Origin of the sequence: Campylobacter sp. 2014D-0216 (assembly GCF_014931215.1) — a bacterium.
Classification (GTDB): Bacteria; Campylobacterota; Campylobacteria; order Campylobacterales; family Campylobacteraceae; genus Campylobacter_D.
In genome coordinates this window covers 1351160-1364731 of record NZ_CP063089.1, presented here as the reverse complement: position 1 = coordinate 1364731, position 13572 = coordinate 1351160, and the positions used below count along the sequence as shown (strand labels likewise).

Annotated in this window: 12 protein-coding genes and 3 pseudogenes; 3 read left to right on the top strand and 12 right to left on the bottom strand. The window is 29.3% G+C overall.

Translation table 11 applies throughout. The features are described from left to right. Window position 1: 1 nt before the first annotated feature. Window positions 2–688 (bottom strand): class I SAM-dependent methyltransferase, encoded by a 687-nt coding sequence (locus tag A0083_RS06850; protein WP_232087558.1) that lies wholly within the window; start codon window positions 686–688, stop codon window positions 2–4. Further along, window positions 679–1380, bottom strand: coding sequence for a pseudaminic acid cytidylyltransferase (gene pseF, locus A0083_RS06845; protein ID WP_197553000.1), 702 nt, complete (start codon window positions 1378–1380; stop codon window positions 679–681). The genes A0083_RS06850 and pseF overlap by 10 nt, the downstream gene beginning before the upstream one ends. 63 nt (window positions 1381–1443) lie before the next feature. Here pseF and A0083_RS06840 point away from each other — a divergent pair. Both A0083_RS06840 and A0083_RS06835 read left to right on the top strand, forming a co-directional pair. After that, window positions 1444–2654 (top strand): annotated as a pseudogene (locus A0083_RS06840) (DUF2920 family protein). Window positions 2655–2666: 12 nt separating this feature from the next. Next, a complete protein-coding gene (locus A0083_RS06835) occupies window positions 2667–3710 on the top strand; it encodes an acyl carrier protein (protein ID WP_197552998.1) in 1044 nt (347 codons plus the stop codon). 27 nt (window positions 3711–3737) lie between these two features. On the opposite strand, the gene A0083_RS06830 is transcribed toward A0083_RS06835, so the two are convergent. From A0083_RS06830 to A0083_RS06820, 3 genes and pseudogenes are all read right to left on the bottom strand, one after another. Beyond that, on the bottom strand, window positions 3738–3962 hold the full coding sequence (locus A0083_RS06830; protein ID WP_039663731.1) for an acyl carrier protein: 225 nt from the start codon (window positions 3960–3962) through the stop codon (window positions 3738–3740). A gap of 39 nt (window positions 3963–4001) precedes the next feature. Continuing rightward, window positions 4002–5513: an amino acid adenylation domain-containing protein gene (locus A0083_RS06825; protein WP_197552996.1), complete on the bottom strand. Its 1512-nt coding sequence runs from the start codon at window positions 5511–5513 to the stop codon at window positions 4002–4004. 1 nt (window position 5514) lies between these two features. Continuing rightward, window positions 5515–6296: pseudogene (locus A0083_RS06820) on the bottom strand (AAC(3) family N-acetyltransferase). A 66-nt stretch (window positions 6297–6362) separates the two neighbouring features. Here A0083_RS06820 and A0083_RS06815 point away from each other — a divergent pair. After that, window positions 6363–7602: pseudogene (locus tag A0083_RS06815) on the top strand (DUF2920 family protein). 13 nt (window positions 7603–7615) lie between these two features. Here the strand turns inward: A0083_RS06815 and A0083_RS06810 are convergent. Genes A0083_RS06810 through A0083_RS06780 form a run of 7 tightly spaced genes read right to left on the bottom strand, consistent with a single transcriptional unit; the run spans window position 7616 to window position 13568 of the window. Then, window positions 7616–7834, bottom strand: coding sequence for an acyl carrier protein (locus A0083_RS06810; RefSeq protein WP_197552994.1), 219 nt, complete (start codon window positions 7832–7834; stop codon window positions 7616–7618). Beyond that, window positions 7827–8894 (bottom strand): beta-ketoacyl-ACP synthase III, encoded by a 1068-nt coding sequence (locus A0083_RS06805; protein ID WP_197552992.1) that lies wholly within the window; start codon window positions 8892–8894, stop codon window positions 7827–7829. Before A0083_RS06805 ends, A0083_RS06810 begins: the two co-directional genes overlap by 8 nt. Beyond that, a complete protein-coding gene (locus A0083_RS06800; protein WP_197552990.1) occupies window positions 8884–10407 on the bottom strand; it encodes an HAD-IIIC family phosphatase in 1524 nt (507 codons plus the stop codon). The genes A0083_RS06805 and A0083_RS06800 overlap by 11 nt, the downstream gene beginning before the upstream one ends. Continuing rightward, the gene (locus tag A0083_RS06795) at window positions 10404–11306 is read right to left on the bottom strand and encodes a class I SAM-dependent methyltransferase (protein ID WP_197552988.1); all 903 of its coding nucleotides are present in this window, start codon (window positions 11304–11306) and stop codon (window positions 10404–10406) included. Before A0083_RS06795 ends, A0083_RS06800 begins: the two co-directional genes overlap by 4 nt. Next, window positions 11300–11524: an acyl carrier protein gene (locus A0083_RS06790; protein ID WP_197552986.1), complete on the bottom strand. Its 225-nt coding sequence runs from the start codon at window positions 11522–11524 to the stop codon at window positions 11300–11302. Before A0083_RS06790 ends, A0083_RS06795 begins: the two co-directional genes overlap by 7 nt. 2 nt (window positions 11525–11526) lie before the next feature. Continuing rightward, on the bottom strand, window positions 11527–12309 hold the full coding sequence (locus tag A0083_RS06785) for an AAC(3) family N-acetyltransferase (RefSeq protein ID WP_197552984.1): 783 nt from the start codon (window positions 12307–12309) through the stop codon (window positions 11527–11529). Beyond that, a complete protein-coding gene (locus tag A0083_RS06780) occupies window positions 12306–13568 on the bottom strand; it encodes a DUF4910 domain-containing protein (RefSeq protein WP_197554653.1) in 1263 nt (420 codons plus the stop codon). Before A0083_RS06780 ends, A0083_RS06785 begins: the two co-directional genes overlap by 4 nt. Window positions 13569–13572: the final 4 nt, after the last annotated feature.

Genomic DNA, 13572 nt, shown 5'->3' with positions numbered 1-13572 from the left:
TTTACTCCTTAGTGATTTTTCCATAGATGATTATATCGCTATCTTTGATATAAACTTTATTTTTTATATTAATATTTTCACTTGTGATAACTTCAAAATCATATAAATTTAAATTCTCTTTTAAAATTTCTACAAGTTCATGTTCTTGATAAGCTGTGCAAAGACAATTTTTCTCGCCACTAAATTCATCGCCGCTTAAGATGAAGCTACCATTTTCTAACTTTTCTCCAAGTCCATAACGATGATCTTTAACACTTCTTGCTCTTAAGAAAAAATGAGCATATCCTGATTTGTTTACGCGGTATAGGTTGTTGTGTTTTGAATTTTGTAGTAAAGCTTTAAATTCATCTTTAGTGATGTAATTAATAACATTAGGTATTAAAAATACATCTGCATTTATATCTTGATGCTTTTTAGCAAAATCAAGCATATTTTCATTAAAAAAACTTGCCTTTTGATAACGCATAATTTCTTTAAAATTATAAATAGCGTTTTCATGATTTTGTTTGCCAAGTTCTACGCCAATACACTCATAATCATAATTTGCAAATAAAGAAAGATTGTTGCCATTATGGGAGGCAAATTCTAAGACTTTTGCGTTTTTTAAGGTATCGAGCTTGTTTTTAAAAAACCATCTTACAAGTTCCATATCAGGATATTTAAAGCCTTTAATTTTATTTATAAACATTTATTGCCCTTATGAAATTGATATAGTATTTTAGCAAATTCTAAGTCTTCAAAAGTATCGATATCGCAAATTTTATTTCTAGGGAGTAAAAAGGCTTTAGAATGAGGTTTAAACATAAAATCTTCTTCTAACCACGCTTCTTTTTTACCAAAGTAAAATGCACCGCCATCATGATAAGCTTTAGTAAGATCTTGTGAGCGTTTATGGTAGTTTGATTCATCAAACATATAAACTTTATTTTGCTTATCAAGATAAAAACTTCTTTGTATAGGGTATTCAAACTCACAAGCTGAAAATAAAAATTTACATTCTTCTTGACTAAATTGCTCAAAAGCTTTTTGCAAGATAAACTCATCTATAAGTGGCGCAGTAGCGTATAAACAGCACACATTTTTATAGTTTTTACCTTGCTCTTCTAGGGTGGTAATGGCATTTTGGATTACAGCGGTTGAGCTTGCATAATCATCGCTTAATTCTTTTTTGCGCACAAAAGGAGCTTTTGCGCCATATTTTAAAGCTACTTCGATGATTTCATCATCATCGCTTGAGATAATCACATCATCAAAAATACCTGAATTTAAAGCACTTTCTATACTATAAGCAATCAAAGGTTTTCCTAAAAAATCAATGATATTTTTTCTAGGAATTCTTTTTGAGCCACCACGTGCAGGGATAATACAAATATTTTTCATGAACTCTCTTTAAAATTTTTATAAAAATAAGTATAATTGAAATATAATTTTAAAAGGCTTAACATGCTTAAAAATGAAACTTATTTTATAGATTCTTGTGATGATGTAGAGTTAAATATAAAAAGAGAAAGTAAGTTAGAATACAGAATCACTTATGATGATAGCAAAGAAATGAAAGCGATAGTTTTTATTATAGGTGGTTATGGAGCTAATGCTCATATGGCTTTTGTTGATTTCAATAGAAAATTGATAGCGCAAAAGCATGGTGTGGTTGCGGTAAGTGTTTTATACCATTGTTTTTGCCAAAGAAGATCTGATATTGAAAATATAGCGCCAAAACCGCTTTCATGAAAGATGATTTGCCAAAATTAGAATCTGTGTTAAAAGAATTTAATATTAACGCGGACTTCCTAAATGAATATACTACTTGGAAGTATTGGGATTTATTAAATCAAACTATTGGTGCTTTAAAAGAAAAAAAGATGTTGCCAGAGTCTTATAGGGCTCATCTCCATGGTAGTTTAATTCCTCCTAATAATGAATATCAAAACTATGGCATTATGGCAGCAATTGATCATATCAACGCCTTGAAAGATATAGCAATAAAATATCCTCAATTTAAGTCCTTGCCAAAAATTTATGGAGGGGGATCATATGGTGGTTATTTAGCATTGATGTGTGCTAAAATAGCACCGTGGTATGTAGATGGGGTCATAGATAATTCAGGTGGAGCTTTGCCACCTTTTGAATATTTTTTAGGTAAAGAATTTGACAAAGGTGATTCTATATTTTACGATCCCAATATTGCAGTGCATGGACAGGTCAAAACTCATTGGACACGTAAAGATCCAAATTCACCTTATTATTTTGCCGATGAAAATTATTTAATAAGGGCTTTGTTGAATAAAGATCATTTGATTTTGCAAACGCAAAAGAACAAAGATATTGTTTATATTAGCTATCATAGCTCTAAAGATCTTATGGTTTCTTTTGAACATAAAAATCAGTTAATGCAAATTTATCGGTTTTTGGGATATCAGGTTGATTTTCATGTGATAGATGAAGGAAGTGTAGATGGTAAATATATAAAAGAGACAACGCATGGCGGTGGTATTTCCGATAAATCAATGTTTAACCAAGAGCTTCCTAAAATTTTAGATTATGTGAAAAACAGAAAAAGCATAATGAAAAAAGATAGCATATCTTATCCTTGCAAAGATAAAGTTTTTACTTTTAAAGATAAAGGAAAAAAGTTTGTATTGGAAATTATTTAAAAAAGGAAAAAAATGACAGCATATATTAGTATAGGAACAACCAACAGCGGTAATCAAGAAAGACAGGGATTTTTAATGCAAAATGAAGATAAGTTTTTGCAGCAAGGATATATTTATCCAAAATCTCTTAGAATGGCAAATAGACATTGGGTTTTAGTGGATATGGTTTTAGAGCTTGTTAAAAAAGATAAGTTAAGTCAAAATCCACTAGATGACTTAGAAGATGAACGTTTGATTAAGGCTGTTAAAAATTTTAAAGTTGAAGCTGAAATGCATAAAGATAAAAAATTTATCTTTTCAGCAGAAGGAATTGTTTGGGATTTTTCTACTAAAAGACATATAGAAATTCTTAAAAGTATTTTAAATGCTTTAGGTTTTGATGAAATTTATGAAATTATTTATTTTAGAGATACTCTTGGATATTTAAATTCTCATTGTTCTCAAGATATTAAAAACAATATGGGTTTTTATAGTGCTGATTTTAAGCCCGATGAGCATCCTAGAAAATATATATTTGATTACAAGTGGATTTGTGAGAGTCATATAGAAGTATTTGGAGAAAAAAACTTAATAGTAAGACTTTTAAAAGAAGAATATGTTGGCGGATCATTGCTTAAAGATTTTGCATATCATTTGGGTTTAAAGTGGGATGATGAATTTTCCTTAAAACAAAATAAGAATGAAAGTTTTAATCTTTTGGGTATGGAGCTTCAAGGAAGACTGATAAAAAAAGATTTGCACGGACAAAATATAAATTCTTTACTTTATATAGCTAGGAAAATTTTTGAAGGAGCTAATGAGGATAGACTGAAATTTAGAGTACAAAAAGAAATAGCAAAAGCTTATGTTGATTATTACGCTCCTTCGTTAGAATGGGTTAGGGCTAGATATTTTCCTCATAGAAAATATCTATTTGAGCCGATTAATTGGGATGAGTATAAAGAAAATCCAACCTTAATCCAAACCAAAGAAAGTGATTGGGATAAAATAGCTGATTTTATAGCAGAAATTATTGTATCTAAAAATAAAATTATTCAGTCTTTAAGGGAAGAATAATACAATGCCATTTTTGGCATTGTATTATTAATTATAAGCTTTTTCTAGCATATTTTTGATACTTTGAAAATCTTCAAAATTTTCAGGACTTATAAATTCAGCATTAAGGCTTTTTCCGTAGTGTTTTTCGATTTCGGCTATTAAAGCCATGATATCGATACTATCTATGATATCTTCACTTACTAAATTTTGCATTGTTTCATCAATATCAGTTCTTTCAATATTCATAAAAAACTTTTTAATATTTTGCATAATACTCCTTTGTTACTAAAATAAAGTACTTATTATAACTTAATTATTATTGCTTTGAAGATTATTTTTCAAAACCTTCCTATCAATCTTTCCATTTGCATTTAAAGCAAATTGTTCTACTTTAATAAATTTCTTAGGTATCATATAAGCAGGAAGTTTATCTTTTAAAAAGTTTTTAAGATCTAATTCTTCCTTGCTTTCATAAAAACAAATAATATCTTCTTTAAATATACAAGCGCAATTTCTTACATTCTCATGAGAATTTATAATGCTTTCTATCTCTCCAAGTTCTATACGGTGTCCCATGTATTTGATTTGATGATCTATTCTTCCATAGCATAAAAGCTCGCCAAATTCATTATAAGCTACCACATCGCCTGTTTTATAAAGCAAGTCTAAGTAGTTATCATGCAAAGGATTTTGCACAAAAGCTTGCTTTGTTTTTTCTTTATCATTGTAATACCCTAAAGAAAGACAAGTTCCTCTTACATAAAGCTCCCCTTTGATGCCTACTTGACTTGGAGTAATCAAATTTAAATCCTCATCAAAGACTAGAAGCTGGGTGTTTTTACAAGCTTTACCTATAGGTAAAAGTTCATCATCACTAAATTGCCTATCCACTATGTAAAAAGAGCATACATCGGTGATTTCAGTAGGTCCATAAAGATTGGCAAATAAAGTTTTAGGAAGGTGCTTGCGCCAAATGTTGAGTTGTTTATTTGGCATGATTTCACCACAAAAGAGAACTTTATTTAAACATTTTAGCTTGAAGGTATCAAGAGCGTTGGTATTGGCAAAATAAATTAGCACGGAAGGCACCCAAAAAATCATGGTAATTTTTTCTTGCTCTAAATACTCTAAAATTTTATTTGGAAAAGCAAAAAGATGATTAGGAATGATGTGAAGCGTAGCGCCCATTTTAACAGAGCTAAATATGTCTAATATACTATTATCAAAGTAAAATGGTGCTTGATTAGCAAGTATATCATCATGGCTTAGTTTAAAGGTCCCACACACCCAAAAAGTATAATCAATCACACTTTTATGGCTTATACTTACTCCTTTTGGCACTCCTGTGCTTCCACTTGTAAAAAATACATAAAGTAAGTTTGTATCTATATGGGCATTTAGAGCTTTTTCTAAAGCATTTTCATTTATATCAAAGCTTTCAAAATCTTCTGTGAAAATGGTATCAAGATTAAAATCCAAATTTAATTTTTTAGAAGTGATTAAAAGTTTTGGTTTTAAAACTTCTATGACTTTTTCTACACGCTCTTTGGGGCTTTTTTCATCTAAAAGCGTATAAAAATTCCCACTTTTTGCCACACCAAAAAAAGAAAGCAAACAATCAATCCCTTTAGGAAGTATGATTAGTATAGGCTCTTGTATGCTTTTTGTAGGAAGTTTAGAAAGAATTTTACTTGCTATTTTTTTACTTAAATCATCAAAGTCTTTATAACTTATACTTTTGCCATTAAACTCAACAAAGGCATTTTTACTTCCAAATTTAGTAACGTTTTCTTGTAAAAAATCATTGATGTGGGTTGTCATTTTATTCCTTTAATAAACAATAAGGATTATCACTTAAAGCTTTTAATGTTTTTTCTAAATAGTTTTTCGTGTTGATATTTATTATATGAGCATTGGAAAAATTTAAAATATTAAAATTATCATCATTTTTTAAAATAGCCACTTGCTTATCGACATCTAAATCTGAATTTTGATCTAATTTTCTAACATAATATTGAATATTCTTTTTGATTTTCTTGCCATTTTCTGTGATAATATTACCACTAAAGTCCTTAAAATACCTATACGGCACATAAGCTTTTTCTTCTATAAAATGACTAAAGGTATATCCAGCTACTTTGGATCCAAATAAAATAAGTTTTCCATTCTCTTTGGCTAAAATATCATACACGCAATTTTCTCCAAAACAACTTGTAGTATCCTTTAAAAACAATTCTTCTTTAGCTCCTTTAATGGCAAATGAAAATATAGGATCATTGGTGCGTTTACCCCCCCCCATTTACGAAAATATTCTGTTAAAACGCCAACAGTGCTTTTTGAATTCAAATTATCATAAATTTCATTTTTACAAAAACTATAAGTAAAGGTAGGCATGATTAAAGTACCTTCTTTGCCTATAGCTTCAAAAAAACAATCCAAAATGGTTTGTAAAAAATCATTTCTATTGAGTAAAGGTTGGCCAAATTTCATTAATTCGCTATGTACACATAAAATATCGCCATTTTTAATGCCAAGTTTTTTAAAAGCTTCTACTAGATCGATATTGGAGTATTTTTTACCATGGTGTTCTAAAAAGTATTTCATGTTTTTCTTTAAGTTAAAATTTAATAGTTATAATATCATATTAATTTCTAATTTGAGAAGATAAATATGCTTAAAAATGAAACTTATTTTATAGATTCTTGCGATGATGTAGAGTTAAATATAAAAAGAGAAAGTAGGTTGGAATTTAAACTTACATATGATGATGAAAAGAAAATAGAGGCAATTGTCTGTATTATAAGTGGTATTGGCGGGGATATTAAGGATGATTTGTATATAAGTGATTATTGTGCTAGAAATTATAATGTAGCGGTTTTAAATGTAAATTATCATTGTATAGGTAATCGCCCTCAAACTGGGGCTAAATTTTACTTAGATGATATAGATAAACTTATATTTAAAACTAGTTTAAAAGCTTTAAATATAGAAATTCCTTATGATATAGAAAAGCTAACTACTTTTGAAGAATTTCACCCTGCCATGGAGTATCTTAATAAGAAAATCGGGGATATGAAAAATAATTGGGAGCTTAATAAAAATTATTATTTGGATTTAAGTGCAACTCTTCAGCCTACCAAAAAAGAATATCAAAATTTTGGTATCATGCAAGCAATAGATATATTAAATACTCTTTTATATATTAGAAAAAATTTCGCTTTTTGGGCTATGAAAGGAGATATAAAGCATATTTTAATTGGATCATCTCATGGTGGATATTTGGCAAATTTATGTGCAAAATTAGCTCCTTGGCTTGTTGATGTTGTGGTAGATAATTCTTCCCATGTTAGCCTTACTGATTTGTGGAGGGTTATAGGTTTTGGAAAGGAGGTTGATTTTACTGAGCATTATTCAGTTGCGACTTTTAATTTCTTTCAAAACATAAGATTATGCTGTTGCGATAAAACATTTTGGACTACAAATAAACAATCGCCTTATTATTTTTCACTTGCTAGAAAATTAATTAGAGAGACATTAAACAAAGATCATCTAAATATACAAGCAAAATATCCAAACCCAAAATACATCACTTATCATTCTAAATTTGATGAATGGGTGCCTTTAGAAGAAAAAGAGGAGTATGTTGATACTTTAAAAAAAATATGGATTTGATGTTGAATTTATAAAAGTTACAGATGAAAAACAAGTAGATGGTAAATTTATTAAAAATTTAACTCATGGCATGGGTATACCCATGAAATTGCTTATTAAAAAACATTTACCGCAAATTTTACAAGAGCCTCTAAAAGATAAAACTTGTAAAAAAGAAATCTCGTATGAGTGTGATGACTTGATATATTCTTTTAAAGAGAAAGACAATCAGATTATTTTAAGCGTGGGAGGTGTTTAAACAAACATTTTGTTTAAACACCAGCTAAAGCTAAAAGATCGCTTACTTTCTCACATTTTTTAAGATCATCTCCGTTGATTTGTTTGCCAAGTGAATTTTTGAAAAGCACCATGATAGATACAAAAGCTAAGCTATCCCATTCATCGATATCATCTAAGATCATATCTTCTTTTAGTGTTTCATCCATATGCATAGCCTCACTAATAGCTTCTAACAATTGTTCTTTAGTCATTTTTATCTCCTTTATAAATTGAAATTGTATCAGTTTTAAAATCTTTATCAAAATTGATATAAGCACTCCCCCAGGCATAGCCAGCCCCAAAAGCACTCAAAATCGCATTAAAATCATTTTTTTGCATTTCGCAAAGTAAAGCGGGCAAAGAGCATGCGCTTAAATTAGCATATTTTGACATTAAAAAATTCGGTGTTTTCATACTATCAAGGTTTAAGTCATTAATAATAGAGTCTATTAAAAATTGGTTAGACTGGTGCAATAAGAAGTAGTCAATTTCGTCTTTGCTTTTTTCACACAATTGAAGCATTTCTTTTATACATTGACTTTCAAGATGAAGCGCTTGGTTGAAAATTTCAGCCCCATCCATGTAAAGTTCATCTAAGTTTCTGTATTCGTTGGTTTGGAATATTTCTTTATTGGAGCTTTTGTTTTCATCAAATTTAGCAAAAGCTCTATTGGGTATGATGAGTTTATCAAAACCCTTTCCGCTAGAGTAAAGTTTAAAGAAAGATTTTTCATTTGCACAGTTTATGAGTGTTGCGCTTACCCCATCGCCAAAAATTGGTGCTAAATTTGCATTTAAAGGGTTTATGGTTTTGCTTAAAGTATCACCACAAATTAATAAAATATTTTTTGCACTTTGATTTTCTAAAAAAGAAAAAGCTACAAATAAGCCATATAAATACCCCGAACATGCTTGATTTATATCAAAAGCTATGGTACAAGGATTTAAATTTAATCTTTTGTGAAGATAGTTTGCACAAGATGGCATAAAAAAATCAGGTGTTTGGGTTACAAAAATCACCATATCAAGATTATTTTTATCAAAATCAAGCATTTTAAATAAATTCATGCTTGCTTCATAGGCTAAATCTGTTGTGCTAATATTTTCATCGGCGACAAATCTTTCTTGTATGCCTGTAATTTTTTTCATTCTTTTTAGCATTTTATTGTCGCCTTGAAAGATATTTTCTAGACAATCATCTATGTTGATGCATTGATTAGGCACACAAACGCTTATCCCTGATATTTTAGCATTATTAAAACTAGCTTTCAATTGTAAGTCCTTCGTAGTTTATTATCTCATGGTTGATTAGGGCAAAATTTTCTTTTATATTAGCATTTAGATTGTATAGAAAATCTAAAAAAGGTTTATTTCTTTCTCCTTTTTGAAAATACAAAATACATTTGTTTGTGTTAAAATGCAGATGAAATAGCTCTATGGCCTTATATAGCATAACTTTTTCAAGTTTTCTTCCTAAGGCTCTGCAGCTTATGCAAAGATCTTTTATGATCAAATTTGCTTCATCTTTGTAAGCTACAAAAATTGCTATAATACCGCTATCGCTTAATTTATCATTCATGCTTATGGTTAAAATGGCGCCTTTTTGCATAAATTCTTCACACTCTTTTAAGCTTAATCTTGAGTAATTTGATATAAATTGGTTGGTTTTATTAAGTAGTTGCGAAATTCTTTCAAGTTCATTCGAGTGGTTGATGTGAAATTTCAAACAAAATTGTAATTTTTCAAAATATTCTTTAGGACTAAGGTCGCTAAGCACTTGTCTTTGTAAATTTGCTTTAATATCAGCACTTCTTAACTCATCTTCTTTGCTAAAGTTTGTTTTTAAAAGTCTAGGGTAGAGCTTTAAGCTATAAGCACTATTTTCATCAGCTAGCAAGGTGTTAATGCAAAGATGTGATACGTTTTCAATTTCAGCTATATTATCATCGATGAATAGCACACTATCAAAAGCTATGTTGAAAAAATTTATAATTTCTTTAATATTTTCATCCTTGCTTTTCCAATTGGCTTTAATCATGCTAAAATCATCAAGTTGTAATAAAAAATCTTTTCTTTGATTAAAAAGCTTTCTTACATCCTCTTCTTCATTTTTTGAAGCGATGGCAAGCAAAAATCCTTGATTTTTTAAATTTAAAAGTTCATTTTGAAGGGCTTTGTGGTTGCTAGATAGTGCAAGATTTTCAATACCATCTTCACCTAAAATTCCTTGATATAAGGTGTTATCAAGATCTACAATGACCGCTTTTAATGTTGGTTGCAAAAAGCTAGGTATGATTTTTAGTCCTAAAATTTGAGCCAATTTTATACAAGCTTTGTTGCTAAGTCTACTTGCGTTGATTTCAAAATTACTATCATCTATGATGAGACTTTCATCTAAAAATGGTTTTAGAAGATTGCAAATGTCGTATTCTTTTAAACTAGTATCTCCAAGCAAAAGTGTGATGATGGGAGTGTTGCTAATACTTGATAGTTCTTGTATCTTTTCTTTGATAAAATCATCTACATTTTTCTTATAGTTATTTAAGTCTATAAATATGATGTTTAAATTTGCTTTTTGAAAGTTTTCATAATTTAGACTATCATCATAGGAGCTAATGTTAAATTCGGCTTTTAATTCACTAAAGCCTAAAAATGCATTTAGTATACTTGAAATTACTTCAAAAGAATGATTTCTAAAAACATTGATGGTAATTTTTTTATGATGATTTTCTTTGCTAAGTTTTATAAGATCATTTCTTTTTAAATTTGGTGAAAAAAGATTCATTCTTTCACCAAAACTACTGCCATTACTATGGCATTTTTTGTTTTTAATGCTTTTTCTAAAGAATAATTATTTGCCATAAAATATTCACATTTTTTGATTTTTAACCCTGCTTTATTGAGTAACTCTTTAACTTCATCAGGGTGAGAAAATAAATAAATATGATCAATTGCAGGAGCATTGATAGGTATAGTAGCAAAGATTTCTCCGTTATCACTTAACAAAGCTTTTACATCTTTCATAAATTGTAAAGGCTGTTCAACATGCTCTAAAACCTCTCCCATTACTACTAAATCAGCCTTGTTGTTAAACTCACATTTGGTAAAGTCTTTACATATAAATTCACATTTAGTATTTATTTGACCAAACTGATTTTCTACCATATCTTTGCTCATTTGACAACTTATAGGCGATATATCAATACCAAAGTACTCTTTGAATTTTTGACTTCTTAGGGCTTTAACAAAAAACTCACCATGTCCTGGACCTATTTCAAGATAGGTGTTTTTTTGAATTTGTTTTTCATCGATATACTTAGCAAAGTATCTTCTAACTTCAATATGTGCATTCCATATAAAAGAGGATATGGCAAGACCTACCATGTATTGCTTCATATAATTTTCGTTAAAATATACCATATTTTCTACTTCTGCTAGGGTACTATATCTGTACTTTCCAAATTCTATAAAATATCTAGTTTCTTCTAAAGTATCATTTAATACAACAATATAGCTTTGAGCTTGCTCTTCTAAAGTAATATTTAGTGTATCTTTGTAGTAAACAATAAGTTTTTCTAAATCTTCATACTCTTCTTTGCAAAGTTGCAATCCATCTAAACATTTTTTATGTAGTGGGTTTTTTTCTTCTATAAGTTTAAATAATTTTTTTGTATTTTCTAGCATAATTTCTCCTTAATAGCTTGCAAAAGTTCATTTTGTGATTTTAGTTGACTTAATTCATCTTTGCCAAATTTGATTTCAAATTCTTCTTCTAAGCTCATGATTATATCAATGTGATTTAAAGAAGTCCAATTTTTGCAATTTTGCATATTTAAATTCGAATTTTCATCAACTTTTACTTCTAGTATATTTTCTAAAATTTCATAAAATTGATTTTCCATAGTTAGTCCTGCAATATAAAAATATTTTTATCATCATCTAGAGCTTTTTTTATTGCTTCTTTGTATTCTTTTGAATTAAACAAGCATATAACTGCACCACCAAAATTCTCGTATTTAAAATTTTTTGTTTTTTTTGTAATACGGTTTATATTATCGACATTTGGCAAAGAATTTTTATCTAAATGTCTAACATAAAATTGTATTTTTTTATCATGTATTTTATTTTTCTCATCGATTAATTTTCCGTAAAAATTTTTAAAATATCTATAATCTACTTGATACTCTTCTTCTATATAGTGGGTTAGAGTATGTCCTGTAGTACTTCCAAAAAGCATATATTTTCCATCTTGTTGTGTTAAAATTTCATATACACAATTTTTCCCAAAACAACTTGTGGTATCTTTTAAAAATAGTTCTTCTTTAGCCCCTTTTACAGCAAAAGAAAATATAGGATCGTTAGTGCGTTTAACTCCTGTTTGTTTACGGAAGTATTCATTTAAAGCGCCCATTTTTGTAGGAGAATTTAGCTTATCGTATATTTCATTTTTACAAAAACTATAAGTAAAGGTAGGCATGATTAAAGTACCTTCTTTGCCTATAGCTTCAAAAAAACAATCCAAAATGGTTTGTAAAAAATCATTTCTAGAAAGTAGGGGTGTACCAAAATTAAAAAGTTCTGTATGAGCACATAAAATATCGCCTTTTTTAATGCCAAGTTTTTTAAAAGCTTCTATTAGATCGATGTTGGAGTATTTTTTATCATTGTGTTCTAAAAAGTATTTCATTTGATTAGTCCGTGAAATTTTAATTTTTTGATTAAATCTTTTAATTCATAAGCTTGCATATTAAGCTTGGAAGCTATATCTAAGACATCATTTTTACCATCGCAATAGGCTAAAAAATTACATGATATTGGTATATCATTGGTTGAAGAAGTATTGATAGTATGGTATAAGCCTCTTTTACCTAAATTGGGTTCGCAAAAGATAGTATTTTGATAAATCGCATTCACTTCTAAATTCATGATGATTTCTTGCATAGCTTTTAAGCCACCTTGCAATCCCTCTTCACTGATAAAATTTAAATCATCTTTGCTAGTGTGATATTCTTTGTAGTCACTAAAACGTGTTCTACAAATTCCAACTACAGGTAAATTTATTAAAGGAGAACAGTATTGTCTTTCATTTCCTCCTCTATATAAAAAACTAAATTCTTTAAAATTATTTTTATCTTTTAAGGTGTGCAAAGCTACTTTATCAGCTAGTGTAGTCTCACTTGGAGTGTGAATGAGTGAGTGGGCATTATCATCACCCATACATGAAAGTGCAAAGCCTGCTTTGGTATACTTTTGTAGATGCTCTAAATGTTTACTAAGATAAACTATACTTCCTATAGTTTCAGGAGCAAAAACAAAACGGTAGTTATATTTTCTTTCTTTGAGTTCTAAAAGCCATTTAGCTAAAAACGTAGCTACCACAGGACCACTTAGCTCATTATTTGCCATGGAAGGATGGCAAAGATAGGTAGAAATTAAAATTTCATCTTTTGTCTCTTGTGTGCTAGGTATGAGTAAATCAGCATAGTTTAAAACCCCATTTTCATGGTGTTTTGCATCGATGAAAATTTTATATTTTCCTTCTTTTAGTTTAATTCTATCTTCATGTTTGATACAAAAGCCCCAGCGCCTTTTATAATAGCTTGTCACATAAGGTATGGCATCAGGCATATCCTCTATAGAGTAAAGATGTTCTTGCAGGCTTGTTAGATCAAGTTCTGTATCTATACCTATGCTATAGTTTAATACATGAAGATTATTTTGCTTAAAATCACAAATTTTCTCTCCATCTGGAGTGATGATATAAGCATCGTTTATCTCCCATTCAGCAGGTACTTCCCAGTCAAATACCTTACTTCCGCTTGCTATGGAGTGAATTTTTAATATACCCCCCCCCATAGCTTCATCAAGTATTTTTAAACTTTGTCTAAAACCCTCACCCGTGATACTTCTACATATAGGAAAAAGCTCACAAGCTAGCTCATGCATATTT

Coding starts and splice junctions, on each gene's coding strand:
- A0083_RS06810 (WP_197552994.1), bottom strand. CDS start 7,834: ATGACTAAAGAACAATTGTTAGAAGCTATTAGTGAGGCTATGCATATG.
- A0083_RS06850 (WP_232087558.1), bottom strand. CDS start 688: ATGTTTATAAATAAAATTAAAGGCTTTAAATATCCTGATATGGAACTT.
- A0083_RS06790 (WP_197552986.1), bottom strand. CDS start 11,524: ATGGAAAATCAATTTTATGAAATTTTAGAAAATATACTAGAAGTAAAA.
- A0083_RS06780 (WP_197554653.1), bottom strand. CDS start 13,568: ATGCATGAGCTAGCTTGTGAGCTTTTTCCTATATGTAGAAGTATCACG.
- A0083_RS06835 (WP_197552998.1), top strand. CDS start 2,667: ATGACAGCATATATTAGTATAGGAACAACCAACAGCGGTAATCAAGAA.
- A0083_RS06795 (WP_197552988.1), bottom strand. CDS start 11,306: ATGCTAGAAAATACAAAAAAATTATTTAAACTTATAGAAGAAAAAAAC.
- A0083_RS06785 (WP_197552984.1), bottom strand. CDS start 12,309: ATGAAATACTTTTTAGAACACAATGATAAAAAATACTCCAACATCGAT.
- A0083_RS06825 (WP_197552996.1), bottom strand. CDS start 5,513: ATGACAACCCACATCAATGATTTTTTACAAGAAAACGTTACTAAATTT.
- pseF (WP_197553000.1), bottom strand. CDS start 1,380: ATGAAAAATATTTGTATTATCCCTGCACGTGGTGGCTCAAAAAGAATT.
- A0083_RS06830 (WP_039663731.1), bottom strand. CDS start 3,962: ATGCAAAATATTAAAAAGTTTTTTATGAATATTGAAAGAACTGATATT.
- A0083_RS06800 (WP_197552990.1), bottom strand. CDS start 10,407: ATGAATCTTTTTTCACCAAATTTAAAAAGAAATGATCTTATAAAACTT.